24 protein-coding genes and 1 pseudogene are annotated in these 24,156 nt (G+C 64.4%); 8 read left to right on the forward strand and 17 right to left on the reverse strand.

The window, feature by feature from the left end; all coding sequences use genetic code 11:
• Positions 1–310, reverse strand: a pseudogene (locus WCJ41_RS14180) (TlpA family protein disulfide reductase); the annotation flags it as partial.
• 35 nt (positions 311–345) lie between these two features.
• Between WCJ41_RS14180 and argH the strand changes: the two are divergent.
• The 4 genes from argH (at position 346) to WCJ41_RS14200 (ending at position 5,742) form a co-directional block, all read left to right on the forward strand.
• A complete protein-coding gene (gene argH, locus WCJ41_RS14185; protein ID WP_336906485.1) occupies positions 346–1,728 on the forward strand; it encodes an argininosuccinate lyase in 1,383 nt (460 codons plus the stop codon).
• Between the two features lie 5 nt (positions 1,729–1,733).
• On the forward strand, positions 1,734–1,853 hold the full coding sequence (locus WCJ41_RS14190; protein ID WP_336906486.1) for a lipoprotein: 120 nt from the start codon (positions 1,734–1,736) through the stop codon (positions 1,851–1,853).
• 3 nt (positions 1,854–1,856) lie between these two features.
• Positions 1,857–3,128, forward strand: a complete 1,272-nt coding sequence (lysA, locus tag WCJ41_RS14195) for a diaminopimelate decarboxylase (RefSeq protein ID WP_336906487.1) — start codon at positions 1,857–1,859, stop codon at positions 3,126–3,128.
• Between the two features lie 79 nt (positions 3,129–3,207).
• Positions 3,208–5,742 (forward strand): TIGR02302 family protein, encoded by a 2,535-nt coding sequence (locus WCJ41_RS14200; protein WP_336906488.1) that lies wholly within the window; start codon positions 3,208–3,210, stop codon positions 5,740–5,742.
• Here the strand turns inward: WCJ41_RS14200 and WCJ41_RS14205 are convergent.
• Genes WCJ41_RS14205 through leuS form a run of 4 tightly spaced genes read right to left on the reverse strand, consistent with a single transcriptional unit; the run spans position 5,736 to position 10,372 of the window.
• Positions 5,736–6,212: a hypothetical protein gene (locus WCJ41_RS14205; RefSeq protein WP_336906489.1), complete on the reverse strand. Its 477-nt coding sequence runs from the start codon at positions 6,210–6,212 to the stop codon at positions 5,736–5,738. The genes WCJ41_RS14200 and WCJ41_RS14205 overlap by 7 nt on opposite strands.
• Before the next feature lie 43 nt (positions 6,213–6,255).
• Complete coding sequence (gene holA / locus WCJ41_RS14210; protein WP_336906490.1) at positions 6,256–7,293, reverse strand: DNA polymerase III subunit delta; 1,038 nt, start codon at positions 7,291–7,293, stop codon at positions 6,256–6,258.
• On the reverse strand, positions 7,290–7,799 hold the full coding sequence (lptE, locus tag WCJ41_RS14215) for an LPS assembly lipoprotein LptE (RefSeq protein WP_336906491.1): 510 nt from the start codon (positions 7,797–7,799) through the stop codon (positions 7,290–7,292). Before lptE ends, holA begins: the two co-directional genes overlap by 4 nt.
• The gene (leuS, locus tag WCJ41_RS14220) at positions 7,799–10,372 is read right to left on the reverse strand and encodes a leucine--tRNA ligase (protein WP_336906492.1); all 2,574 of its coding nucleotides are present in this window, start codon (positions 10,370–10,372) and stop codon (positions 7,799–7,801) included. The genes lptE and leuS overlap by 1 nt, the downstream gene beginning before the upstream one ends.
• A 107-nt stretch (positions 10,373–10,479) precedes the next feature.
• On the opposite strand from leuS, the gene WCJ41_RS14225 reads away from it, so the two are divergent.
• Positions 10,480–11,136 (forward strand): YggS family pyridoxal phosphate-dependent enzyme, encoded by a 657-nt coding sequence (locus WCJ41_RS14225; RefSeq protein ID WP_336906493.1) that lies wholly within the window; start codon positions 10,480–10,482, stop codon positions 11,134–11,136.
• Here WCJ41_RS14225 and WCJ41_RS14230 read toward each other — a convergent pair.
• Complete coding sequence (locus WCJ41_RS14230) at positions 11,133–11,657, reverse strand: L,D-transpeptidase family protein (protein ID WP_336906494.1); 525 nt, start codon at positions 11,655–11,657, stop codon at positions 11,133–11,135. The genes WCJ41_RS14225 and WCJ41_RS14230 overlap by 4 nt on opposite strands.
• A gap of 106 nt (positions 11,658–11,763) precedes the next feature.
• Here WCJ41_RS14230 and WCJ41_RS14235 point away from each other — a divergent pair, with 106 nt between their 5' ends.
• Together WCJ41_RS14235 and WCJ41_RS14240 are read left to right on the forward strand one after the other, a co-directional pair.
• Positions 11,764–12,450, forward strand: coding sequence for a response regulator transcription factor (locus tag WCJ41_RS14235; RefSeq protein ID WP_336906495.1), 687 nt, complete (start codon positions 11,764–11,766; stop codon positions 12,448–12,450).
• Between the two features lie 76 nt (positions 12,451–12,526).
• Positions 12,527–12,994 carry a cyclic nucleotide-binding domain-containing protein gene (locus WCJ41_RS14240; protein ID WP_336906496.1) on the forward strand — a complete coding sequence of 156 codons (468 nt, stop codon included), beginning with the start codon at positions 12,527–12,529 and terminating at the stop codon, positions 12,992–12,994.
• Between the two features lie 4 nt (positions 12,995–12,998).
• Here WCJ41_RS14240 and WCJ41_RS14245 read toward each other — a convergent pair whose 3' ends face one another.
• The 7 genes from WCJ41_RS14245 to WCJ41_RS14275 form a co-directional block, all read right to left on the reverse strand.
• Positions 12,999–13,808 (reverse strand): exodeoxyribonuclease III, encoded by an 810-nt coding sequence (locus tag WCJ41_RS14245; protein ID WP_336906497.1) that lies wholly within the window; start codon positions 13,806–13,808, stop codon positions 12,999–13,001.
• 40 nt (positions 13,809–13,848) lie between these two features.
• On the reverse strand, positions 13,849–14,784 hold the full coding sequence (locus WCJ41_RS14250; RefSeq protein WP_336906498.1) for an HAD family hydrolase: 936 nt from the start codon (positions 14,782–14,784) through the stop codon (positions 13,849–13,851).
• Entirely contained in the window at positions 14,774–15,406 is a 633-nt protein-coding gene (locus WCJ41_RS14255; protein ID WP_336906499.1) for a hypothetical protein, read from the reverse strand. Before WCJ41_RS14255 ends, WCJ41_RS14250 begins: the two co-directional genes overlap by 11 nt.
• A 116-nt stretch (positions 15,407–15,522) precedes the next feature.
• Positions 15,523–16,170, reverse strand: a complete 648-nt coding sequence (locus WCJ41_RS14260) for an outer-membrane lipoprotein carrier protein LolA (protein WP_336906500.1) — start codon at positions 16,168–16,170, stop codon at positions 15,523–15,525.
• Between the two features lie 111 nt (positions 16,171–16,281).
• Positions 16,282–18,870, reverse strand: coding sequence for a DNA translocase FtsK (locus tag WCJ41_RS14265; protein WP_336906501.1), 2,589 nt, complete (start codon positions 18,868–18,870; stop codon positions 16,282–16,284).
• Positions 18,871–19,025: 155 nt separating this feature from the next.
• Complete coding sequence (locus WCJ41_RS14270; protein ID WP_336906502.1) at positions 19,026–20,558, reverse strand: ammonium transporter; 1,533 nt, start codon at positions 20,556–20,558, stop codon at positions 19,026–19,028.
• A gap of 25 nt (positions 20,559–20,583) precedes the next feature.
• Complete coding sequence (locus WCJ41_RS14275) at positions 20,584–20,922, reverse strand: P-II family nitrogen regulator (protein WP_336906503.1); 339 nt, start codon at positions 20,920–20,922, stop codon at positions 20,584–20,586.
• A 227-nt stretch (positions 20,923–21,149) separates the two neighbouring features.
• On the opposite strand from WCJ41_RS14275, the gene WCJ41_RS14280 reads away from it, so the two are divergent.
• Positions 21,150–22,388 carry an FAD-dependent monooxygenase gene (locus tag WCJ41_RS14280; protein WP_336906504.1) on the forward strand — a complete coding sequence of 413 codons (1,239 nt, stop codon included), beginning with the start codon at positions 21,150–21,152 and terminating at the stop codon, positions 22,386–22,388.
• On the opposite strand, the gene WCJ41_RS14285 is transcribed toward WCJ41_RS14280, so the two are convergent.
• The 4 genes from WCJ41_RS14285 to WCJ41_RS14300 form a co-directional block, all read right to left on the reverse strand.
• Complete coding sequence (locus WCJ41_RS14285; protein ID WP_336906505.1) at positions 22,385–22,738, reverse strand: DUF971 domain-containing protein; 354 nt, start codon at positions 22,736–22,738, stop codon at positions 22,385–22,387. The two genes, WCJ41_RS14280 and WCJ41_RS14285, sit on opposite strands and share 4 nt — an antisense overlap.
• Positions 22,731–22,916 (reverse strand): Trm112 family protein, encoded by a 186-nt coding sequence (locus WCJ41_RS14290; RefSeq protein WP_336906506.1) that lies wholly within the window; start codon positions 22,914–22,916, stop codon positions 22,731–22,733. The genes WCJ41_RS14285 and WCJ41_RS14290 overlap by 8 nt, the downstream gene beginning before the upstream one ends.
• A gap of 9 nt (positions 22,917–22,925) precedes the next feature.
• Positions 22,926–23,594, reverse strand: a complete 669-nt coding sequence (locus tag WCJ41_RS14295; protein ID WP_336906507.1) for an LON peptidase substrate-binding domain-containing protein — start codon at positions 23,592–23,594, stop codon at positions 22,926–22,928.
• Positions 23,594–24,156, reverse strand: a 563-nt coding sequence (locus WCJ41_RS14300; protein ID WP_336906508.1) for a tetratricopeptide repeat protein, incomplete at its 5' end; no start/stop codon positions are given. The genes WCJ41_RS14300 and WCJ41_RS14295, both read right to left, overlap by 1 nt.

Below are 24,156 nucleotides of genomic sequence, written 5' to 3' on the forward strand. Positions count from 1 at the left end.
AGAGATTGAGCAGCACCACGCGGCCCTTCCAGTCGCTCAGCTTCAGCGGCTTGCCGGCACCGTCCTGGAACGCGAGGTCCGGCAGCGGCTTCGGCTCGGGATGGATCAGGAAGGCGGCCAGCGCGCCGGTGGCCAGGTCCTTCGAAACGCCGCCCGTCGGTGCGGTGGCAGCGGCCTGTGTGGCCGTCTCGGCAGGTCCGGCCTTGCGCCCCCCTGCCTCATACAGATAATAGCCTGTAATCGCTGCGAGAATGAGGACGCCGGCCGCGATCTGCGCCAGGGGGCTGGATTTTTTCTTTTCGGTGCTCATGCGCAGGGTGTCTCGGACGGAATGAAGGAATTTCGATGACCAACAAGATGTGGGGCGGGCGTTTCCAGGCGGGGCCGGACGCGATCATGGAAGAGATCAACGCCTCGATCGGCTTCGACAAGCGCCTGTTCGCCCAGGACATCGCAGGCTCGAAGGCGCATGCCGCGATGCTGGCCAAGCAGGGAATCATCTCGAAAGCCGATGCCGCCCTCATTAGGAAGGGCCTCGACCAGGTGCAAGCCGAGATCGAGGCCGGCACGTTCACGTTCTCGCGCGCGCTCGAAGACATCCACCTCAACGTCGAATCCCGCCTGAAGGACATCATCGGCCCCGCCGCAGGGCGCCTGCACACCGCGCGCTCGCGCAATGACCAGGTGGCGCTCGACTTCCGCCTCTATGTCCGTGACACGGTGGACCATCTCGACGCCCAGCTGAAGGCCTTGCAGCTGGCGCTCGCCACCAAGGCAGAAGCTTACGCCACCACCGTCATGCCCGGTTTCACCCATCTGCAGGTCGCCCAGCCCGTCACCTTCGGCCACCACATGCTGGCCTATGTCGAGATGCTGGCACGCGACAGATCGCGCCTCGCCGATGCGCGAAAGCGCATGAACGAGAACCCGCTGGGTGCGGCAGCCCTTGCCGGAACGAGCTTCCCCATCGACCGCCACATGACGGCGAAGGCCCTGGGCTTCGACCGCCCGACGCGCAACTCGCTCGACACGGTCGCCGACCGCGACTTCGTGCTCGAAACGCTGTCGGCCTGCGCCATCTGCTCCATGCATCTCTCGCGCCTCGCCGAGGAGATCGTCATCTGGTCGACGAGCCAGTTCCGCTTCGTGAAGCTGTCGGACAAGTTCACCACCGGTTCCTCCATCATGCCGCAGAAGCGCAATCCGGATGCCGCGGAATTGGTGCGTGCCAAGCCAGGCCGCATCATCGGCGCACTCCTCTCGCTGCTCACCGTGATGAAGGGCCTGCCGCTCACCTATTCGAAGGACATGCAGGAAGACAAGGAACCCGCCTTCGACGCCTTCGACAACATGTCGCTGGCGATTGCCGCCACCACCGGCATGGTGAAGGACATGGTCCCCAACAAGGACGAGATGCGCAAGGCCGCGGCGTCGGGCTTCTCCACCGCAACGGACCTTGCCGACTGGCTGGTCCGTACACTGAAGATGCCGTTCCGCGAGGCGCACCACGTGACGGGCAGCCTCGTGGCGCTCGCCGAGAAACAGGGCTGCGACCTGCCGGAACTGCCGCTCGCCGCGATGCAGTCTGTCGAGAAGCGCATCACGAAGGATGTCTACAAGGTGCTGACCGTCGAAGCCTCCGTCGCCTCGCGCGTGAGCTTCGGTGGCACCTCGCCTACGAATGTGAAGCGCGAAGCCAAGCGCTGGCTCAAGCTGCTGAAAGGATGACCCCGATGAAAACCGTTCTCCTGATCCTCGCGCTGTCGCTCACTCTTGCCGCCTGCGGCATCAAGGGCGACCCGCAGCCGCCCAAATCCGCCGACAAAACCACCGAGACCCAACAGGCTCAATAACCAATGCATCATTTCGCCTATCGCGACGGCGTGCTCCATGCCGAGGACGTGAGCCTCAAGGCGCTGGCCGAGGAAATCGGCACGCCCTTCTATTGCTATTCCAGCGCCACGCTGGAGCGCCACTACAAGGTCATGCATGATGCCTTCGCCGGCACCGACCACATGATCTGCTATGCGATGAAGGCCAATTCGAACCAGGCCGTCATCCGCACCATGGCGGAACTGGGTGCCGGCATGGACGTGGTCTCGGAAGGCGAACTGCGCCGCGCACTCGCGGCAGGCGTACCCGCCCGCAAGATCGTGTTCTCCGGCGTTGGCAAGACGGCACGCGAGATGGCGCTGGCGCTGCGCGAGGGCATTGCCTGCTTCAACGTCGAGTCGGAACCCGAACTCGAACTGCTCTCCGAAGTCGCCAAGCGCGTGGGCCAGCGCGCCGCCGTGTCGATCCGCGTCAACCCGGATGTCGATGCGAAGACGCACCACAAGATTTCAACCGGCAAGGCCGAGGACAAGTTCGGCATCTCCTACAAGCGCGCGCGCGAGGTCTATGCCCGCGCCGCCGCACTCCCCGCCATTGATGTTGCCGGCATCGACATGCACATCGGCAGCCAGATCACCGAGCTCGAACCCTTCGCCAAGGCCTTCAAGCTGATGGGCGAGCTCACCGCGGAACTGCGCGGCGACGGCCACAACATCCGCCACCTCGACTTGGGGGGGGGCCTGGGAGTGCCCTATCGCGGAGACAACGACATTCCTCCGCACCCGGATGAATATGCGGCCATGGTCAAGAAGACGCTGGGCCACCTGAATCTCAAGTTCGTGCTGGAGCCCGGCCGCATGATCGTCGGCAATGCCGGCGTGCTCGTCTCCCGCGTGATCTATGTCAAGGAGGGGGCGGAGAAGCACTTCGTCATCCAGGACGCGGCGATGAACGACCTGATCCGCCCCACCCTCTATGACGCCTATCATGAGATCATTCCCGTGGCCGAGCCGACGGACGCCGAAACCATGTTGGCCGATGTCGTTGGCCCGGTCTGCGAGTCGGGCGACTATCTGGCCAAGAGCCGCAAGCTGCCGAAGGTGGAGCCCGGCGACCTGCTGGCCACCATGACGGCGGGTGCCTATGGCGCGGTGCAGGCCGGCACCTACAACACAAGGCCGCTGGTTCCGGAAGTGCTCGTCAGGGATGGCAAATGGGCACTGATCCGCCCCCGCCAGAGCTATGAGGAGCTGATCGGCATGGACCGGATGGCGCCCTGGCAGGAGAAAAAGTGACGCCAGGGGGCGCCTGTCACGATTGTGATCGCCCCCTTGGCGCAATTTGGCCGCCATCTGTGCTATGCTCAGCCTGACCATGGTGCGCCAACCCGACCCGCAAGCAACCCACGTTGACCGCAAGATTGCCCAGGCCCGTCTGGCCCTGGGCTTCGAACGCGTGTGGGCAGCGCTGCATTGGCCCCTGGTGATCTTCGCCGCCGGTGCCGCCTTGGTGATCGGCGGCCTGCTGCCGATGCTGCCGGGCTGGCTGCGGGCCACACTGTTGCTGGCCTGGGGGCTGGCGTTCCTGTGGTCATTCCAATCCTTCCTCTCCCTGCGCTGGCCCGGCCGGCAGGAGGCGATGCGCCGCGTCGAGGAAAAGTCGGACCTGGCCCACCGCCCTGTTTCAGCCCGCGACGACCGGTTGCCCCAAGAAGTTGAAGACCCGGTTCAGAGGGCCCTCTGGGACGAGCACCGGCATCGCCAGCTGAAGAGCCTGGGCGACCTCAAGGCGGGCGTTCCACGCTCCAGCTGGCGCGACATTGATCCGCGCGCCCTGCGGCTTCCCGCCGCCCTGGCCCTCATTGCGGCCATCCTGCTGGGCCCGGGCGACGTCCGCAGCAGCCTGACGGACAGCTTCAACTTCACCACCCCGGCGGAGCGGCCCCAATTCGCCATCGACGCCTGGCTGAAGCCGCCGTCCTACACGGGCAAGCCGCCTTTCCTGCTCACCAGCGCCGCGATGACCGAGCGACTGCAGCAGGACCCGGAAGTGCGTGTGCCGGAAAACTCCGTCCTGTCGCTGCGCATCACCGGGGCAAAAGCGCCGAAGCTCTCCTTCCACGAACTTTTCGACGGCGACGCCAGCACGCCCGAGATCGCCGGCTTCAAGCCGCAGCTCAAGACTGTCGACGGACTGTTCCAGGCTGACGTGACGCTCACCCGCCCGGCCACCATCAAGGTGACCGACGGCGGCAAGGACCTCGGCACCTGGCACATCGCCCTGATCCCGGACGCCGCCCCCAAGGTGGAGATCACCGCCGACCCGACGGGTGATTCCTCCGGCGCGCTGACTGCCAAGTGGAAGGTGTTGGACGACTATGGCGTCACCGGCGTCACTTCGGAGATTTACCTCGCCGATGACCAGGACGAGGGCGTGGGTTTCAGCGATGCAGGGATCTTCGAGTTCGATCCGCCGAAATTGAAGATCAGCCTGCGCAAAGCCTCCCCCAAGGAAGAGACAGGCGAGTCCAAGGCCGACGTGGCCGAGCATCCGTGGGCGGGCTTCATGGTCGAAATGACGCTCACCGCGCGTGATGCCGCTGGCCACACCACGGAAAGCGCCAAGCGCACCTTCCGCCTGCCCGAGCGCCAGTTCACCAAGCCGCTGGCCCGCGCGCTCATCGAGCAGCGCCGCCGCCTCATCCTCAACCCGGAGGAAGCAGGCGGCGTGGCGGAGATGCTGGATGCCATCCTCACCTATCCGAAGGGATTGATCGACCGCTCCGGCACCCAGATCGCCATTGCAGCCGTGCGCTCGCACCTGCGCGCTGCAGAAGATCGTGCCGAGATCGACACGGTGATCAGCGATCTCTGGCAGATCGCCGTCAATGTCGAGGACGGTGCCTATGCCGATGCCAAGGCGGAACTCGATGCGCTGCGCAAGGAACTGCAGAAGGCGTTGAAGGAAGGTGCTTCGCCAGAGCGCATTGCCGAACTGACCAAGAAGCTCCGCCAGGCGCTCGACCGCTACATGGAATCGATGATGAAGGAGGCGCAGAAGCGTCTCGCAGAAGGCCAGCAGAAGCAGGACCGCCAGCAGCCCGGCAAGATGGTGACGCCGCAGGACCTGCAGAAGATGCTCGACATGATCGACAAGCTGTCGAAGAGCGGCAACAACGAGGCCGCCGAGCAGATGCTGTCGCAGCTCGAGGACATCCTGCGCAACCTGAAGCCCGGCATGCCGCAGCAGGGCCAGGGCCAGAACCAGGAGAGCCCGCTGAGCCAGATGCTCGACAAGCTCACCGACCTGATGCGCCAGCAGCAGAAGCTGATGGACGAGACCCAGCGCATGCCCCAGCAGGGCATGGGCGAGGAAGATCAACCCAACGACGGCCAGCAGCAGGGCCAGGGCAATCAGCCCGGCACCGGCAGCCTGAGCGATCGCCAGCAGGGCCTGAGCCAGATGCTGGAAGACCTGATGAAGCAGTTCGACCAGAATGGCATGCAGGCGCCACGCTCCTTCGGGCAGGCGGGCAAGAACATGAACCGTGCCGAAGGCTCGCTGCGCGAGGGCGACCGCGAACAGGCCCTGGGCGAACAGGGCGAGGCCATGTCGAAGCTGCGCGAGGGTGCGAAGGGCATGGCCCAGCAACTGATGCAGCAGTCGCGCGGCCAGCAGGATTCACAGGGGCGCAACGGGGAGGCCCGCGGCGATGACCGTGACCCGCTGGGCCGCCCGCTGCCGAGCAGCGGCGAGGACCCGGGACCCTTGAAGGACATGCTGCCCTCTGAACTGGCCATCGAGCGGGCCCGGCAGATTCTCGACATGCTGCGCTCGCGGGCCGGCGAGTCAGATCTTCCGAAGATCGAGCGCGACTATATCGACAGGCTGTTGAAGGGCCTCTACTGAGCGGGCGTCAGGCTCTGTTCGAGTGTGAGATTTCCGGCCACCAGCGACCAGCGTCCGGCATGGCGGCGGATCGCCTGCACCACCGGACCACCCGGCAACTTGCTGCCGATCGCCACCGGCACCAGCACCCTGCCGGCATCGGCGTTGATGGCAACGAAGGCCACGCCATCCACCACGGTGAGAAGTTCATAGGCGTGAGGGCTCGTGTTCTCCACCGAGGCTGGCGCAGATGAACCAGCCGGCCCGAGCGACTGCGTGGTGAGCGGGTCCGCCCCGGCTGGCCCTTCCATGATCACCTTGCGCTTGGCCGCTGGAAAGTTGAGGCCGAGATTGGCGGGCGGATTTTCCATGCCGTTCAGCGCCACCACCTTGTAGGCCGCGAAGGCGATCACGCCACCAGCAAGGGTCAGCGAGAGCACGTAGGTGATGATATCGGTGAACTTCTCCGCCATGGCGTCGTGCCGCTCCATCGCGCCACCTTGCGCGCGGGAACTTGTGCAGGCTTTACCGGTGTCAGCGGTCGAGGCGGAGGGCAAGACTCTTGCGGGCGAGTGACAGCAGGCAGCGACCGGCGATCGCCTGCGCCAGTTCGGCGTTCTGGCGCGCCGCCAGCACATTGGCAGAGAGCGTGCTGCCTGCCGTCACGAGGTCAGACAGGCCCCAGGCGCGCAGCTGCGCCATGACCAGCCGCTGACGGCGAAAGAATACAGGAGGCCGCGCCTGCTTGACCACCTGGTCGACCGTCGCGCCCTTGTCGATGGCGAGGCGGAATTCGGCAAGCTTGAGCGACTGCATGTGGACGATGCCAAGCAGACGCCCCGCGTCCTGCCCGCCGCGCACGAGATCGTGGAACAGCCGGTCGGCCTCCTCCACATCGCCGCCGAACACGCTGTCGGCCAGTTCATCCGGCGTCGAGCCTGTGTCATTGCCGCAGATCGCCTCGACGTCTTCGATGCTCACGCGTTCCGCGCCGAGGCAATAGAGAGCGAGCTTTTCCGCTTCGCGCCGCGCAAGCCCGCGCGCCGTTCCGGCAAGCTCGATGAAGCGCGCGAGCGCGTCCTGTCCGATCTTCAGATTGTCCTGCGCAAGGAGATGTTCCACCATGCCGGCAATCTCGCCGGATTCCGCCTCGTAGAGTGGCAGGATGAGTGCATGCGGGCTCTTCTCGAACTGGCTACGCAGCTGCGAATTCTTGGGCAGCGCTGCGGCCTCGACCACCACGAGATTGCCCTGCACCTTGCCCTCGAGCAGCGGCAGCGCCGCCTTGAGGAAGCCGTCTCCTGCGCTCTTGATCCAGACCGCCTTGGCCCCGCCGAACATCGACATCGACTGCACCTCGTCGACGAGACGAGCAGGGTCGGAGGCGACATCCTGCTCGGCAAGAACGGAGACCGCGAAAGGATCATCCAGCGAGCCGGCCACCTTCTTCACCGCACGCTGCGCGAGCTCGCGCACGGCATCGCCCTCTTCGCCATAGATCAGGATGGCAGCAATGGCAGGATCGGGCTTGCGGAGAAAGGCATCGAGCCCGGCGGGCTTGATGGCCGTCATGAGCTCTGCGGCTGCTTTGCGAAATAGGCCGCGAGGCGTGTGCGGATGTCGGCGCCGATTTCACGCGCCGCGCGCTCCGTCGCATCCTTCTGCGCCTGCAGGTCGGCGAAGGGCTGGCGGACCACGTCATAGGGTACCCGCGCGAAAGTGGTTCCCTTGGTCACCACCTTGCCGGTCGAACGATCAATCAATTCAAAGTTGGTCGTGATCAGGATGGCCTGCCGCGTCACCGCCGGCTGCTTGTTCTGGATCACGCCATTGTCGGCCACCGTGGTGGTCAGGTTCAGCAGGTATTTCGGCTCCGTTCCCTTGCCCGCCTGCATCGAAGAGATGAGCTCGTTGCGGATCAGCTGGCCCGGCCGGTCGGAGGCTTCCGGAATGGAGATCGCGGCAAGGCTCCCCGCCACGCCCGGGCTGGTGGCGGAGGAGCCATACATCGGCCGGTAGCCGCAGCCAGCTAGCACCAGCGCGGCAACCATGAGGAGAATGGCGGAAAGCTTTGGCATCAGCCCACAATATTGGCGATACGGCCGGGCACCACAATCACTTTCTTCACCGGGCGGCCGTCCAGGGCACGGATGACGGCGTCGAGCTTCAGCGCCAGTTCCTCGATGGACTTGGCATCGAGGTCCTTGGCCACCGTGATCTCGTCGCGGCGCTTGCCATTGACCTGAACAGCGATCGTCACCTGGTCGTCGGCCAGCAGCGCCGGATCGGCCTTGGGCCAGGCCGTATCGACCACGAAGCCAGGCATCTTCATTGCCTGCCAGCACTCCTCCGCGAGGTGCGGCATCATGGGGGCCGAGGTAAGCACCAGGAACTCGGCCGCTTCCTTTACGGAAGCCGCATCTGCCTTGCCGCCGGAGAGCGCGGTGCCCAGCGCATTGGCCAGTTCATAGATGCGGGCGATGGCGCGGTTGAAGCGCAGCGAGGAGAGATCATCCGTCACCGCGTGAAGCGCCTTGTGGGCAACGCGGCGCAGTTCGAGAGAGGCAGCGGCATCGCTGCCGCCGGCATAGGTCACGGAGTCGTTGACGAGGCGCCAGATGCGCTGGGTGAAGCGCCACGAGCCTTCGGCACCGGCTTCCGTCCACTCGATGTCACGCTCGGGCGGCGTGTCGGAGAGCATGAACCAGCGTGCGGTATCGGCACCGAAGCGGGCGATGATATCGTCGGGGTCGACGACGTTCTTCTTCGACTTCGACATCTTCTCGACGCCGCCCACTTCGAGCGGCTCGCCCGTCGTCGCATGCACCCACTTACCGTCCTTGTTCACGGCGTCGGACGGCAGCACCCACTCGCCAGTCAGTGTACGGAAGGTTTCGTGAATGACCATGCCCTGCGTGAACAGGCTCTCGAAAGGTTCCTTGATGGCGAGGTAGCCCGTCGCCGTCATGGCGCGGGCATAGAAGCGCGAATAGAGCAGATGCAGGATCGCGTGCTCGACGCCGCCGATGTACTGGTCGACACCCATCCAGTACTTGCCGGCGGGCATGTTGACGGGATCGGTCGCATGCGGCGAACAGAAGCGCGCGTAATACCACGACGAGTCGATGAAGGTATCGAAGGTGTCCGTCTCGCGCTTCGCAGGCTTGCCACAGGAAGGGCAGTCGACGTGCTTCCACGTCGGGTGATGCTCGAGCGGATTGCCCGGCTTGTCGAAGGTCACGTCCTCAGGGAGCGTCACCGGCAGCTGGTCCTTGGGCACCGGAACGATGCCGCAGGACGCGCAGTGGATGACCGGGATCGGGCAGCCCCAATAGCGCTGGCGCGATACACCCCAGTCGCGCAGGCGGAAGTTCACCTTGCGCTCGCCGATGCCCATCGTCTCCATGCGCTTGGCGATATCGGCCTTGGCCTCTGGCACACTCATGCCATCGAGGAATTCGGAGTTGATGAGAACGGTATTGTCGCCTTCCTTCTCGAGGAAGGCCTCGGTGCCGACTTCGAAGGTCTTGGGATCTGTGCCCTTTGGCGCCACGACGGGAATGACCGGCAGGTCATACTTGCGCGCGAAGTCGAGGTCGCGCTGGTCATGCGCGGGGCAGCCGAAGATGGCGCCTTCGCCATAGCCCATCAGCACGAAGTTCGCGGCATAGACCGGGAGCCGCACATCCGGGCGGAAGGGATGGCGGGCATAGAGGCCCAGCGCATAGCCCTTTTTCTCGGCGCGCTCGATCGTCTCTTCGGATGTTCCGAGGGCGGCCACTTCGCGGCGGAAGGCCGCGAGACCCTCATCCTTTTCGGACAGGCACCGGGCCAGCTCATGGTCAGCCGAAATCGCGCAGAAGCTGGCGCCGAAAATCGTGTCATGGCGCGTGGTATAAACCGTCAGTCGCTCGTCCAGCGCTTGGCCAGCCTCGTCCTCCAGCGCGAAGGAGAAGCGCATGCCCTCCGAACGGCCGATCCAGTTCTTCTGCATCAGCCTCACTTTTTCCGGCCACTTGGTGAGGCCATCCAGCGCGGTGAGCAGTTCATCGGAGTAAGTCGTGATCTTCAGGAACCACTGGGCGAGCTCGCGCTTTTCGACCAGCGCGCCGGAGCGCCAGCCGCGGCCGTCGATCACCTGCTCGTTGGCGAGCACGGTGTGGTCGACCGGGTCCCAGTTCACCATCGAGACCTTGCGCTCGACGAGGCCCGCCTTGATGAAGTCGATGAACATCGCCTGTTCATGCATGTAGTAGGAGGGGTCACAGGTGGCGATCTCGCGGCTCCAGTCGAGTGCCAGTCCCATGGACTGCAGCTGGCGCTTCATGGTGGCGATGTTGTCGTAGGTCCAGGACTTGGGGTGGATGCCGCGGTCGATGGCGGCGTTTTCCGCCGGCATGCCGAAGGCGTCCCAGCCCATGGGGTGCAGCACATTGTAGCCCAGCGCCCGGCGGAAGCGGGCGATGACGTCACCCATGGTATAGTTGCGCACGTGGCCCATGTGGATGCGGCCCGACGGATAGGGGAACATCTCGAGCACGTAGTATTTCGGTCGCGAGGGATCTTCATGGGCCTCGAAGCTCTTGTGTTCAGTCCAGTGCTTCTGCCAGCGCGGCTCGGCGTCGCGCGGGTTGTAACGTTCGGTGCTCACGGCAGTCTTCCTGTCGAAACGGGGCGGATATTCGGGCTTGCTGGTACCAGTCCTTGAAAAGCCCTGCAAGCTTGGCCTAAAGCAGCGTTCTTACAGGAGTTTAGCAGATGGTCCACGAGGGTCTGAAAAAGGTGCTGAACGGCATCGTGGCGGCAGCCCAGGCGGCTGGCCGGGCACCCGACGAGGTAACCCTGATCGCCGTCTCCAAGACCTTCGACGGGCCGGACATCGTGCCGGTCATCGAGGCCGGCCAGCGGGTGTTCGGGGAGAACCGCGTGCAGGAGGCCAAGGCCAAGTGGCCGGCCCTCAGGATGGCCTGGCCGGACGTCGAACTGCACCTGATCGGGCCCCTTCAATCCAACAAGGCGGCGGAGGCCGTGCAGCTGTTCGATGCCATCCACACGGTGGACCGGCCCAAGATCGCCGAGGCCATCGCCAAGGAAATCCACAGGCAGTCCAAGCCCTTGAAGCTCTTTGTCCAGGTCAACACCGGCCGCGAGCCGCAGAAGGCGGGGATCGACCCCGATCAGGCAGATGCCTTCCTGCGCGAATGCCGCGAGGTCCATGGCCTCGAGATTTCTGGCCTGATGTGCATTCCGCCCGCCGAGGAGGACCCGAAACCGCATTTCACCCTGCTGGCGGAGATCGCGAAGCGCAACGGCCTCACCCAGCTCTCCATGGGCATGAGCGGCGATTATCCCGCCGCCATCGCCTGCGGGGCCACCCATGTGCGGGTGGGCTCGGCGATCTTCGGGACGCGCTAGATCCGGATTGTCGTCTTCGGCCCGATCATGCCGAGGATGGTGCGCATGTCGCGCATCGACACGGCCACGCAGCCCGCCGTGGGGCCGCCGTCCGGCTGGCGGAGGTGGAAGAACACCGCACTGCCATGCCCCTGCACCCGCGGCCGTTCATTGTGCGAAAGCTCCACCACGATGTCATAGAGGTGGTCCGGGCGCTTCATCGTCTCGTGCGAGGTGGCATAGGGAATGCGGACCAGGCGGTTGTAGTTGCGGTCACCCACCGTCTCGCACCAGCCATCGTAATCGCGCATGGCCTGTGACTGGAGGCCGCTGCGCGGCGGCAGGCCCTTGTCGGCACGATAGAACAGGCGGCGGACCTGCCAGGCGCCCCGCGGGCTCGCCCCGTCGCCCTCGCGCTTGAGATAGCCCTTGCCGGACCTGCCGATGGAGCAGGGAAACGTCATCTCCCCCACCTTGAGGAGGCCGGTTGTTGCCCGCGCATTGCGGGTGAGGACATGGACAGTCTGGACAGTTCTTTTCACGGAAGGTGTTTTCCAGCACTTCGGCCTTGAAAAGGCCATGTGACACCCTAACATTCAGCATCGCCGGAGCAAGCGATTTCAAAGACTTCGGGGCATAGGGGTAGCGATGAGCGGCACGAAGAAGATCATCATTGTCGATGACGACGACATGCTGCGCGAGACGCTGACCGAACAATTCTCCCTCCATGACGAATTCGCCGTGACCGAGGCCCCCACGGCCACCGCTGGCATCAAGGCCATCAAGGCCGACAGCGCTGACCTCGTGATCCTCGACGTGAACCTGCCGGACATGGACGGCCGCGAGGCCTGCAAGATCATCCGCAAGAATGGCTACAAGGGCCCGGTGATCCTGTTGACCGCGCAAGCTTCGGAACCCGACACCATTCTGGGGCTCGACGCCGGCGCCAACGACTATGTGACCAAGCCATTCCGCTTCGCTGTGCTGCTGGCCCGCATCCGCGCGCATCTGCGCCAGCACGAGCACAGCGAGGATGCCACATTCAAGGTCGGTCCCTATATCTTCAAGCCTTCGTCGAAGCTGCTGCTGCGCGATGACAGCCGCAAGATCCGGCTCACCGAGAAGGAAACGGCGATTATCAAGTTCCTGCTGCGCTCAGGCGAGCAGATCGTGGGTCGCGAAATGCTGCTGCAGGAAGTCTGGGGCTACAATGCCGGGGTGACCACCCACACGCTTGAAACCCACGTCTACCGTCTCCGCCAGAAGATCGAGCGCGACCCGTCCCACGCCGAAATCCTGGTCACCGAGGGCGGCGGCTACAAGCTCGTCCCCTGAGCTTGGCGGGCAGGCACCGCTCCTGTAAACGAACCATAAAGCACCTAGGGGCGAAAAGAAGCTGGGCCGGGATTCCATGAGTGTGAGGGCAGACGTCGAGACATTGCGCAACATTCCGATCTTTTCGGAATGCGAAGCCGTTCACTTGCAAATCCTCGCCTTTTCCGCCGCCCGCCAGAACTTCGCCGCGGGCGAGTTCATCATTCGCCAGGGCAACAAGGGCACGTCCGCCTTCCTGATCCTCGACGGCGAGGCGCGCCTTGCATCGACCGATGCAGGCCCGCTCGGTTCCGCCGGGCCCGGCGACCTTCTGGGTGAAATCGGGATGATCGGCGAGCGGCCCTATTCAGTGACCGCAACGGCGGTGGACACGGTTTCCACCGCGCGCATCGATCGCGACCTGTTCATGCGTCTTGCCCGCGAGTTCCCGGAGTTCGGGACGGCGGTGTTCGGTGTTATCTCGCGCCAGCTCGACGGGGTGATGGGCGACCTCAACGCGGCGCGCAAGCAATTCGAGAAGGCGCGCTCCTTCAAGAGCATCTGAGCCCTCAGGCGGCGGTGAAGCTCGCCATTACCGGCACATGGTCGGAAGGCTGCTGCCAGCCTCGCGCTTCCTTCAGGATGTCGATTTTCTTGCAATTGGGAGCGATCCCCGCCGTCGACCAGATATGGTCAAGCCGGCGGCCGCGGTTCGCCGCCTCCCAGTCGCGCGCACGATAGCTCCACCAGGTATAAAGCTTCTGGTCCGCAGGCACGTGCTGGCGCAGCAGGTCTACCCACTTGCCCTTCTTCTGGATGCGCAGCAGGCCCTCGGTCTCGATGGGCGTGTGGCTGACGACCTTCAGCAGGTCCTTGTGCGACCAGACGTCATGCTCGAGCGGCGCAATGTTGAGGTCGCCCACCAGAATGGCCTCATGGCCCTTCGGCACGCAGTCCTTGCCGAACCATGCCTCAAGCTCGTCGATGAACTGGAGCTTGTGGGCGAACTTCTCGTTGATCTTGGGGTCCGGCTCGTCGCCGCCCGCCGGCACATAGAGATCATGGATGGTGATGGGCTTCTTGCCCGCCACCGTCACAGAGATGTGGCGGCAGTCTTCCTTGCCGCAGAACGGCTTCGTCGCCTGCGCGAGGAAGGGTCGCTTCGATATGATGGCGACGCCGTGATAGCCCTTCTGGCCGAACTCGGCGATGTGCTCATAACCGGCATCGCGGATGGGGCCGGACGGAAACTGGCCCTGCGGGCACTTGGTTTCCTGCAGGCACAGCACATCGGGCTGCCAGCGATCAAGAAGCGTGGTGACCAGTCCGATGCGGAGGCGGACCGAGTTGATGTTCCAGGTAGCGACCTTGAGGCTCATGCAACTGCCTTAGCCGCAGTCATGCGCGGCTGGCAAGCCGTCAGGGCTCGGGAGGACTGAACATGGTGTTCCAGTCCCGTTTCATGTCCACCACGTGCCAGCCCCGCGCCGGGGCCTCGGCCAAAGCTGCGACCAGCTTACCCGTACTCTCCGTCACCGCGTCATAGGCGTATTCACGCTCGCCGTCGGTGTGATGAACGATGAGACCGAAGCTCGGGCGCGGGTTGCCGATGGTGGTGTATTGCAGCATCGCATGGTCGCCATCGCTGTTGCCACAGCAGATCACGGGCCGCCTGCCGATGAACTGGTGGATACCCACCGGCTTGGCATGCTTGTCGTTGACGAAGAGATGCTCCAGCGACTTGGTCAGCACCGGCACGCCGTCGCGCAGATCGAAGGACGCCCGCGCGCTCGACCCCACGACACGCTCGTGCGGAATGCCATAAACCCGCTCCACCCACACCCGCATGAAGTCCGTGCCGCCGCCCGACACGATGAAATTCTTGAACCCCGCTTGTTCGAGAAGCCGCAGCAGTTCCTGCATCGGCTGGTAGGTGAGGTCGTCGTAGCGTCGCCCGAAGCGCGGATGCCGTGCCGTTGCCAGCCACGCCTCCACCGTGTCGCGAAAGGCATCGGCGGTCACCTCCGCATGGGTGAGTTCAATCACCTCTCTCAGTCCGGAGTAACCATCCTCCAGCAACGCGCCGAAATCGCCTGCCAGAGCGGCCTGCACCATGGGCGAGTCGCCAAGCGCGGGCTCGCCATTGACGCGCCGGCGCAATTCGTCGAAGCCGAAGGCCGCCTGGAACGGGATCGGGTTCTCCGGCCACAGCGTGCCGTCATTGTCGAACACCGCAACACGCTCCGGCAGCGGCACGAAGTCCGGCGAGGCATCATCCGTCACGCGCGCCAGAAACGACAGGATGCCGCGCTTCGCCCCACATTCATTCCACGATGGCAGCGGATCAGCAGTCATGAAGGTGCCCGAGCTTCTTCTGCGCGACGCCATAGTCGCCGAGCTGGTAGAGGCTGACCGAGACGGCGCGTACCGGGAAGCTCTCGAAGGGCTCCGCCTTCAGCGCCGCGACGAAATCGTTGGTGCCGATGCCCACGGTCAGGTGTGCATTGTAGCTCTGCCCCGTGGAGGCGCCGATGAAGCCCTTGACGTAGTCGACCGTCGCCTGTCCAATTGCCTCGCCATCAAGGCGTGGCGCGAAGGCCGCTGCCGTCCCCGCACCCGTGGTGAAGGGCGAGATGACGTCGACAATCCGTTGCTGCACACGCCGGAAGTCGTCGGTCGGTGCGATGACGATGCCGACAAGGCCGAGCTTTCCGTCACTCAGGGCATAGAGGCCTGTCGCCTTGCTCTTCCAGTCGGTCGGACCAGTCGCCAGCAGCGCAGCTGACACGGCCTGTGCCGCTTCCACGAGTTTCCCTCTGTCAATGAAGCATTGCACCAGCGTCACATGCGGCGCGTGGTTGCTGTCGAACGCGAAACCCTGCGGGAAGTCGGCCCGCAATCGGGCATTCACCGCGCGCGCCCGTTCGACCGTCTCGGCGTCGGGGTCCATCAGCACGTTCACGGCAATCGGATCCATTCGATCCTCCCAACAACAACAAGAGGATGGAACAGGGCCGCAGTCGTTGCAAGCACCAGCCTGGCACGTCTTCGCACAAAGGAGAGGCCTTCACCCGCCAGCGCGGGTGAACTGCGCTACGGCCCGTTCTTGCTGTTGCGCTTGATCTTGACGACGAAGAGCGCAGGGTCGGGTTTGATGCCGGCCTGCAGGTTCTCGAGCGACACGGTGGTCTTGCGGCCCTTGCCGTCGGTGACAATCCACTGCTGAAGGACCTTGCGGGCCTGGTCATAGACCAGGGTGAGCTGGCCGCTGCCCAGGGTGTTCTTCTTGTCCTCGACCGTGACGGTGGTCATGCCGTCCTGGTCCTGGAAATCGATGATGTTGGTGTCGCCGGCGATGTCCACCTGGTCACCCAGCACCAGGCGGAGCGGCGTCTGGGAAAGCGGGAACTGGTCGCCCTTTTCCTTTTTGACGTTCTTGATGGTGAGCCAGGTGCCGTCGGAAACGATCAGGAACGGGTTGGGGGGCGCATATTCGAAGCGCATCTTGCCGGGCTTGGCGATATAGAAAATGCCTTGCGACATGTTGCCCTTCGGGCTGATCTGCGTGAACTCGCCCTGCAGGGTCTTGAAGCTGTTGAGATAATCCGAGATCGCGTTGACGGCTATCGTCTGCTCCGGGCTCAGCTTGATGGGTTCGGCGGCAAGCACCGGGAGGCTGGCCGCAGCGGCAAGAACCACTCCCAGGAAGGCACGGCGCGTGAGCTGCAAAAGACTGTTCATCCTGATTCTTCCGGAAAAGGGCTTCGAAAATCGCCCGATCTTGTATGTCATGGCAGGCTTATCCGCAAGAACGGGCCAATTTTGAGGCAAGCCCCGGGAAAGAAATCGTGATCAGTCCCGTGCGCTGTCTCCCGGCACGAGGATTTCACGCTTTCCGGTGGCATTGGCGGCGGAGATCAATCCCTCGCGTTCCATGCGCTCGATGAGGCTCGCCGCCTTGTTGTAGCCGATCTGCAGGCGGCGCTGCACATAGGAGGTGGACACCTTCTTGTCGCGCAGCACGACCTGTACCGCCTGGTCATAAAGATCATCCCCCGAGCCGCCGCCTTCGCCGCCCATGCCGCCGCCCTCGCCGTAGGCGCCATCCTCGGGCTCCTCGGTGACCGCCTCGACATATTGCGGGGCACCCTGCTCCTTGAGGAAGCTGACGATCTTCTCAACCTCGTCATCGGCCACGAAGGGGCCATGCAGGCGCGAGATGCGCCCGCCGCCCGCCATGAACAGCATGTCGCCCTGGCCCAGCAGCTGCTCGCCACCCTGCTCACCGAGGATGGTGCGGCTGTCGATCTTGGAGGTGACCTGGAAGGAGATGCGGGTCGGGAAGTTGGCCTTGATGGTGCCGGTGATGACGTCGACCGAGGGGCGCTGGGTTGCCATCACCACATGGATGCCCGCCGCACGCGCCATCTGCGCAAGGCGCTGGACCGCGCCTTCGATGTCCTTGCCCGCCACCATCATCAGGTCGGCCATCTCGTCGATGATGACGACGATATAGGGCATGGGCGAAAGATCCATCGCCTCCTTCTCGAACATCGGCTCGCCCGTCTCGGGGTCGAAGCCGGTCTGGATGGTGCGGTGCAGCTGCTCTCCCTTCTGCGCCACCTGCCTCATGCGTGCATTGTAGCCATCGATGTTGCGCACGCCGACCTTCGACATCTTGCGATAGCGTTCTTCCATCTCGCGCACCGCCCATTTGAGCGCGACGACGGCCTTGCGCGGGTCGGTGACGACAGGGGCCAGAAGATGCGGAATTCCTTCGTATACGGACAATTCCAGCATCTTCGGGTCGATCATGATCAGCTTGCAGCGTTCCGGCGGCAGCCGGTAGAGCAGCGACAGGATGATGGTGTTGATACCCACCGACTTGCCCGAGCCCGTGGTGCCGGCGATCAGCAGGTGCGGCATGCGCGCGAGATCGGCAAAGACCGGCTCGCCACCGATGTTCTTGCCGAGTGCGATGGCGAGGTTGAGGTTGGTCTTCTCGAAGGCCTCGGAACCCAGCATCTCGCGCAGGAACACCGTCTCGCGCTTGGTATTGGGAAGTTCGATGCCGATGGCGTTGCGGCCCTGCACGACGGCGACGCGCGCCGAGATGGCGCTCATCGAGCGGGCAATGTCGTCGGCCAGCGAAATGACGCGCGACGACTTGATGCCGGGGGCGGGCTCAAGCTCATAAAGCGTCACGACCGGGCCCGGTCGCACCTTGAGGATCTGTCCCTTCACGCCGAAATCGTCGAGCACGCCTTCCAGCATGCGGGCATTCTGCTCCAGCGCCTCATCGGAAAGCTCGGCGGGCTTGCCCACGCGCTTGGGCTCGGCCAGCAGGGTTAGCGGCGGCAGTTCATATTCCTGGGACGCGCCGAAGCCGAGGCCCGGTTGCATGTCCTTCTTCAGGCGCTTGCCCTGCTTCAGGGGCTTGTGGGTGCGCGCAACCTTGGGGGCGGGTGCTTCCTCTTCTTCTTCGTCCGTTTCCGCCTCATCCTCCTCGTAGGCGGGCTCGGCCTCGTAGCCGTCCTCCTCCTCGTAGGTCTCCTCTTCAGCGTATTCCTCCGCCTCGCCGATGTCCTCCTCGAGGGGCGGCGCGGCACGTCGGGCCGAGAACACGGGCTCGATGCGCGCCGACTGGTGGCCACCGCGGCGTGGTGATTCTACCTGCGGCGCCAGCCGTCGGATGATGTCATCCTCATCGCCCTGCTGCTCGAACTGGGCTTCCGCGCGGCGCAGCTCACGCCAGCGCGACCAGAGTTCACGGACATAACGGAATGTCACGCCAAAGCCCGCACCCGTGGCGCGCAACGCCTTGCGGCTGCGGCTGGGGGCTGCGGCGGCCTGCTGCACGGCGGCCGCCCGGCTCACGCCAAGGGCCCGAAGCCCGAAGAACACGGTGATCGCCAGCATGACGAGGCCGGTTGCGAGCGTCGGGATCCAGCCGGTGATGGCGATCGACAGCGCCATCATCAGCAGGTTGTGGATGACGTCACCGGCGTTTCCGCCGAGGCTTGAGGTCAGTGACCAGTTCGAAGGCACGGGAAGCGCGGACAGCGTGGCACTGGCCGCGAGGCTGCAGCAGACCCACGCGAAGGACTGGCGCAGCGGGCGTGGCAGACCCTCATGGGCGAGGAAGCCCACGGCCCAGCGCATCGGGATCGCCAGCAGGACCAGAACGCCCAGGCCGAAGAACTGCATCAGCTCATCGGCGATCACGGCACCGGGATAACCCAGCCAGTTGCGCGCCGCACGGTCCAGCGCATGGTTCAGCGACGGATCGTCAACCGACCAGGATGCCAGCGACAGGCTGGCGGCGATGAGTGCGAGAAACAGCACGACACCCGCCACCTCGAACAGGCGACGCTTGAAGAAGATCCGTACGGCTGCGGGGACCGCACTGTCATCGGTGTCGTAGGACGGTTGGTACGCCATTACTAAGCCTCCACCGGGGAGACACTCCGCCGGCCCTAACACATGGTTAAGCCTATTCTGGCCGGGCCGTGGTTAAGGCCCGGTTTAAGCCGGGCAAGAAGAAACCCGGCGGGGCTTGGCCCCGCCGGGTTCCGGACAGCCGATCGAGCGGCGGGTCAGTTGTAGGCGCGTTCGCCGTGGTCGACGAGGTCGAGGCCCTCGCGCTCTTCCTGTTCCTTGACGCGAAGTCCGAACACCGCCTTGCAGATCACCAGCGCGATGACGGAGACGACGGAGGTCCAGACGATGGCGATGATCACGGCCATAAGCTGCGCATACATCTGACCGCTGAACGAATAGGCGGCGGTTGCAACCGTGGTGCCGGCCGCAAGGTAATCAGTAACGCCCGTGCCACCCAGCGCCGGGTTGACGAACACCCCGGTCAGCAGTGCACCCAGGATGCCGCCGACGCCGTGGACGCCGAACACATCGAGCGAGTCGTCGTAGCCGAACTTGGACTTGAGCACGACCACCGCCCAGAGGCAGACGAAGCCCGCCGCGAGGCCGATGAGGATCGCGGCGCCGGGGCCCACGAAGCCGCAGGCCGGGGTGATGGCGACAAGACCCGCAACCGCGCCTGAAGCACCGCCCAGCAGGCTGGGGTGACCGCGGAAGATCCACTCACCGCCCGTCCAGGCCAGGGCCGCTGCGGCCGCCGCGATGGTGGAGTTGAGGATGATCAGCGCCGTCAGGCCATTGGCCTCAAGGCTCGAGCCAGCATTGAAGCCATACCAGCCGAACAGCAGCAGGCCGACACCGGTGAGCACGAAGGTCAGGTTGTGCGGGGTGATCGGGTCGCGGCCATAGCCTACGCGCTTTCCGAGGAACAATGCGCAGACGAGGCCGGCCACGCCGGCATTGATGTGCACCACCGTGCCGCCCGCGAAGTCGAGGGCGCCAAGGTTGAACAGGTAGCCGTTGGTGGCGTTGACCAGCGCACCGTATTCGCCGAGCACCGCTGCCTTTGCATCATCCGAGGTGGCTGCCGCCAGCGCGTCGAGCAATTGCTTGGCCTTGTCGGCGCCGACGATCGAGGAGATGAGCGGCAGGTTGTTAGCCGACAGCGTGTAGGCGTCGGGACCGGCCCAGAACCACACCATGTGCGCCATGGGCAGATAGGCGAAGGTGAACCAGAGCACCATGAACAGCAACACGGCGGAGAACTTCATGCGCTCGGCGAAGGCACCGATGATGAGCGCCGGCGTGATGCAGGCAAACGTCATCTGGAAGATGACGAAGGCCAGTTCCGGAATGTTGGTTTCCTTGGAGAAGGTGCCGATCTCGCTGGCCGGAGTGACACCTGCGAGCATCAGCTTGCCCAATCCGCCGAAGAACGGGTTTAGCGCGGCGCTGGCATTGCCGGTGAAGGCTGCCGAGTAGCCGTAGATCACCCACAGGATGGCGATGATCGAGAAGATCGTCAGCACCTGCATCAGCACGGACAGGATGTTCTTGGAGCGCACCAGGCCGCCGTAGAACAGGGCAAGACCCGGAATCGTCATCAGCACCACCATGCAGGTGGCGACCAGCATCCAGGTGGTGTCACCCTTGTTGACGGTGGCGGCGGCCTCGGCGGCTGAAACGAAAAGTGGTGTCAGGCCAAGCCCTGCCGCAACGAGCGCCAGCCTCTTGAAAGTCTGAGAAATCATCGGAAACTGCTCCCTGAAGCTGTGATTAGAGTGCCGCAGTACCGGACTCGCCGGTGCGGATGCGGACCGCCTGCTCGAGTGGCAGGACGAAGATCTTGCCGTCGCCGATCTGGCCGGTCTGGCCGGTGGTCTGGATGGCTTCGATCACCTTGTCGGCCATGTGCTCATCCACCGCGAGTTCGAGCTTCACCTTGGGAACGAAGCTCACGGTGTACTCCGCACCGCGGTAGAATTCGGTGTGGCCGCGCTGGCGGCCATGGCCGCGCACCTCCGTCACCGTAATGCCCTGGATGCCCAAGGCGCCGAGAGCCTCCCGCACCTCATCAAGCTTGAAAGGCTTGATCACTGCAATTATGAATTTCATGCGTGCTCCCCGTTTTTGTGTGACAGGTACATCTCAAGTTTCATGCCAGTTGTGCACTGCAGCTAAACGCTTGATTCGCGTGGTGAAATTTGAGTGACACCCGAGAGGTGCTGATCAAAAAACTGGCACGTCGTGACGTGACATGTTTATCTGCATAATATTCAGGCAGTGATCCGCGACGGAGAACCACCTTGTATTTCCATCCGCAAACCGGCGAAACAGGTTCCATGATAAAGCCCCACGACATCATCGTCATTGGCGCCGCACTGAACGGCCTCGCGGCGGCCCTGGCCCTCGGCGGCCGCCATGTGAAGCGCCCGCTCGACGTCGTGGTCGTTGACCTCAAGGATCCGCGCGCCTTCTCCACCAATGCCTTCGACGGCCGCGCCTCCGCCATCACCGCCGCGGCGCGCCGCATGTTCGAGTCGCTCGGCATCTGGGAGACAGTGGCCCACCACGCCCAGCCCATGGCCGAGATCATCGTCACCGACAGCGCCGTTCCCGGCGGCGCGCGGCCCGTGCTGCTGCAGTTCGATGCCGACGACATGAAGGGCGGCCCCTCCTCCCACATGATCGAGAACCGCTTTCTTTATGGCGCCATGCTGGAGGCCGCGCAGACGTCACCTCACATCCGCTTCTGCGTCGGCCAGGCGGTGGAGCACTACCATTTCGGCCCCGGCCTTGCCGCCGTGACGCTGGCAGACGGCACCACGCTGAAGGCCTCGCTCATCGTCGCCGCCGACGGCCGCAACTCGCCGGCGCGCGAGGCAGCGGGCATCAAGCTCGTCGGCTGGCCCTATGACCAGATGGGGCTCGTCGCCACGGTGGAGCATGAACTGCCGCACAATGGCCGTGCCGAGGAACACTTCACGCCGTCAGGCCCCTTCGCCATCCTGCCGCTGCCGGGCAACCGCTCGTCGCTCGTCTGGTCGGAGCGCACCGAGGCCGCACAACGCATGCTGGCGCTGCCGATGGACGAATTCGGACAGGAACTGAAGCTGCGCTTCGGCGACCACCTGGGCGAGGTGAAGCTGATCTCCGGCCGCCATGGTTATCCGCTCGCCATGTATCTCGCCGAAACCTTCACCGGCCCGCGCCTGGCCCTCGTGGGAGATGCCGCGCATGTGCTGCACCCGCTCGCAGGCCTGGGCTTCAACTTGGGCCTCCGCGATGTGGCGGCCCTTGCCGACTGCATCCATGATGCCGCCGCACTCGGCCTCGACATCGGCAGCGAGGCGGTGCTTGACCGTTATACCCAGTGGCGCCGCTTTGACACGGTGGCGACGGGCGCCATGATGGACGGCATGAACCGCCTCTTCGCCAACACCAACCCGGTGCTCACGCTGCTGCGCCGCGCGGGCCTCCTGGCCGTCAATCGCATGGGCGGAATGAAGTCGATGTTCGTTTCGGAAGCCGCCGGCATTTCCGGCAACCTGCCGCGACTGCTGCGCGGCGAGAAGGTCTAGCGGCGGAAGCCCGCGGCAGAAATCTTCTCGAGATAGGCGGTCCAGATCGTCTCCTGCTCGCGGCCCAGCTTGAGCAGATAGGGCCAGGTGAAGAGCCCCGTCGAATGGCCATCATCGAAAATGATGCGCACCGCATAGCTGCCCACCGGCTCCAGCCGGCTGATCTTCACGTTGCGCTTGCCCCACACCAGTTGCTCCTGGCCGGGGCCATGGCCCTTCACCTCGGCACTCGGACTTTCGACGCGCAGATATTCCGCAGGCAGTGCAACCTGCTCACCCGTATCGAAACGCACATGCAGCTCGCTGCCGCCCGCGGCAAGCCGCAGCTCTTCCGGCCAGGGCTCACTCACGGTTGATCTCGCGGGCCTCGTCGGGGAGCATGATCGGAATGCCATCGCGGATCGGATAGGCAAGGCCCGCCGCACGCGAAATCAGTTCCTGCTTCTCGGCATCATACTGCAGCCTGGTCTTGGTGACCGGGCAGACGAGCAGTTCGAGAAGGCGCGGGTCGGTGCGGATGTCGGACATCGTCAACTCCTACTGCAGGCGCGGCTTGGCGCCCTTGCCCATCTTGCCCAGCGCCACCTCGGTCAAGGCCACAAGCACGTCGGCCCTGGTCTTGAGATCGGGGGCCTCGAGCAATGCCTGCTTCTCTTGCGGCGGATAGGGTGCGAGCAGCGACAGCGTGTTGACCAGCACCTCGGTCGGCGCCGAGTCCACTTCCTTCCAGTCCGCACTCATGTTGTTGGCATCGAGATAGTCGCGGAACACCTTGAGCAGGGCTGGCCGGTTCACCTCTGCCGCACCCGCACCCATGGCGAGATCGGCGGCGAAGGGATGATAATTGGCGATCACCTGGCGGAACGGCGTATCGACGTCGAGTTCATCCACGATCTGGAAGCGGCTAACACCGGTCAGCGTGATCATCATCCGGTCATCGGGCGTTTCCGACCACGCCGTGATGCGGCCCACACAGCCGACCTTCATCAGGTCGGGCGCATCCGATGCCTCGTCACCGGCGGCAGGCTGGATCATGCCGATCAGCCGGTCGCTCGACAGGGCATGGTCGATCATCTCCAGATAGCGCGGCTCGAAGATGTTGAGCGGCAGGTCGGCGCGCGGCAGCAGCAGCGCACCGGCCAGCGGAAACACCGGAATGCGCTGGGCCAGATCTTCCGGGCGGCGATAGCGATCGAAGAGGGCCATTATACGAACAGCACCGAGGAGAGCTTGCGGCGGCCTGCCACTGTGAACTCGTCCTTCGGTCCCCAGGCCTCGAAGAACTTGACGAGCTGCTTGCGCGCTGCCTCGTCGTTCCACGCGCGCATCTTCCTGATGATGTAGATCAGTTGGTCGGTCGCCGCCTCGCGCTCATTGGCGCCATTGAGCAGCACGGCGAGATCGAGCCGCGCCTGGAAATCATCCGGGTTCTTCTCGACCTGCGCCTTCAGCGTGCCGATCTCGGAAACGTCGACCGGGTTCAACGCGAGCTCGAGCTGCGCCTTGACGCTCAGCACTTCAGGGTCATTTGCCTTGGCGGGCGGCACGAGGGCCAGCGTCTTCTGCGCATTCTCGAGGTCGCCCATAGCGATCTCGCAGCGCACGAGGCCGGCGATGGCGCCGGCATTCTCGCGGTCCACCTGCAGGAGCTGCGCGAACAACTGGGCGGCGTGCTGATAGTCCTTCTGCTCAACGAGCTCACGCGCGTCGGCGAGCACCGCCTCGATTTCCTCGGCCATGCTGCCCTGCCCGCCGAGGCGGTCGACGA

It is taken from the genome of Aestuariivirga sp. (assembly GCF_037139295.1).
GTDB lineage: Bacteria > Pseudomonadota > Alphaproteobacteria > Rhizobiales > Aestuariivirgaceae > Aestuariivirga.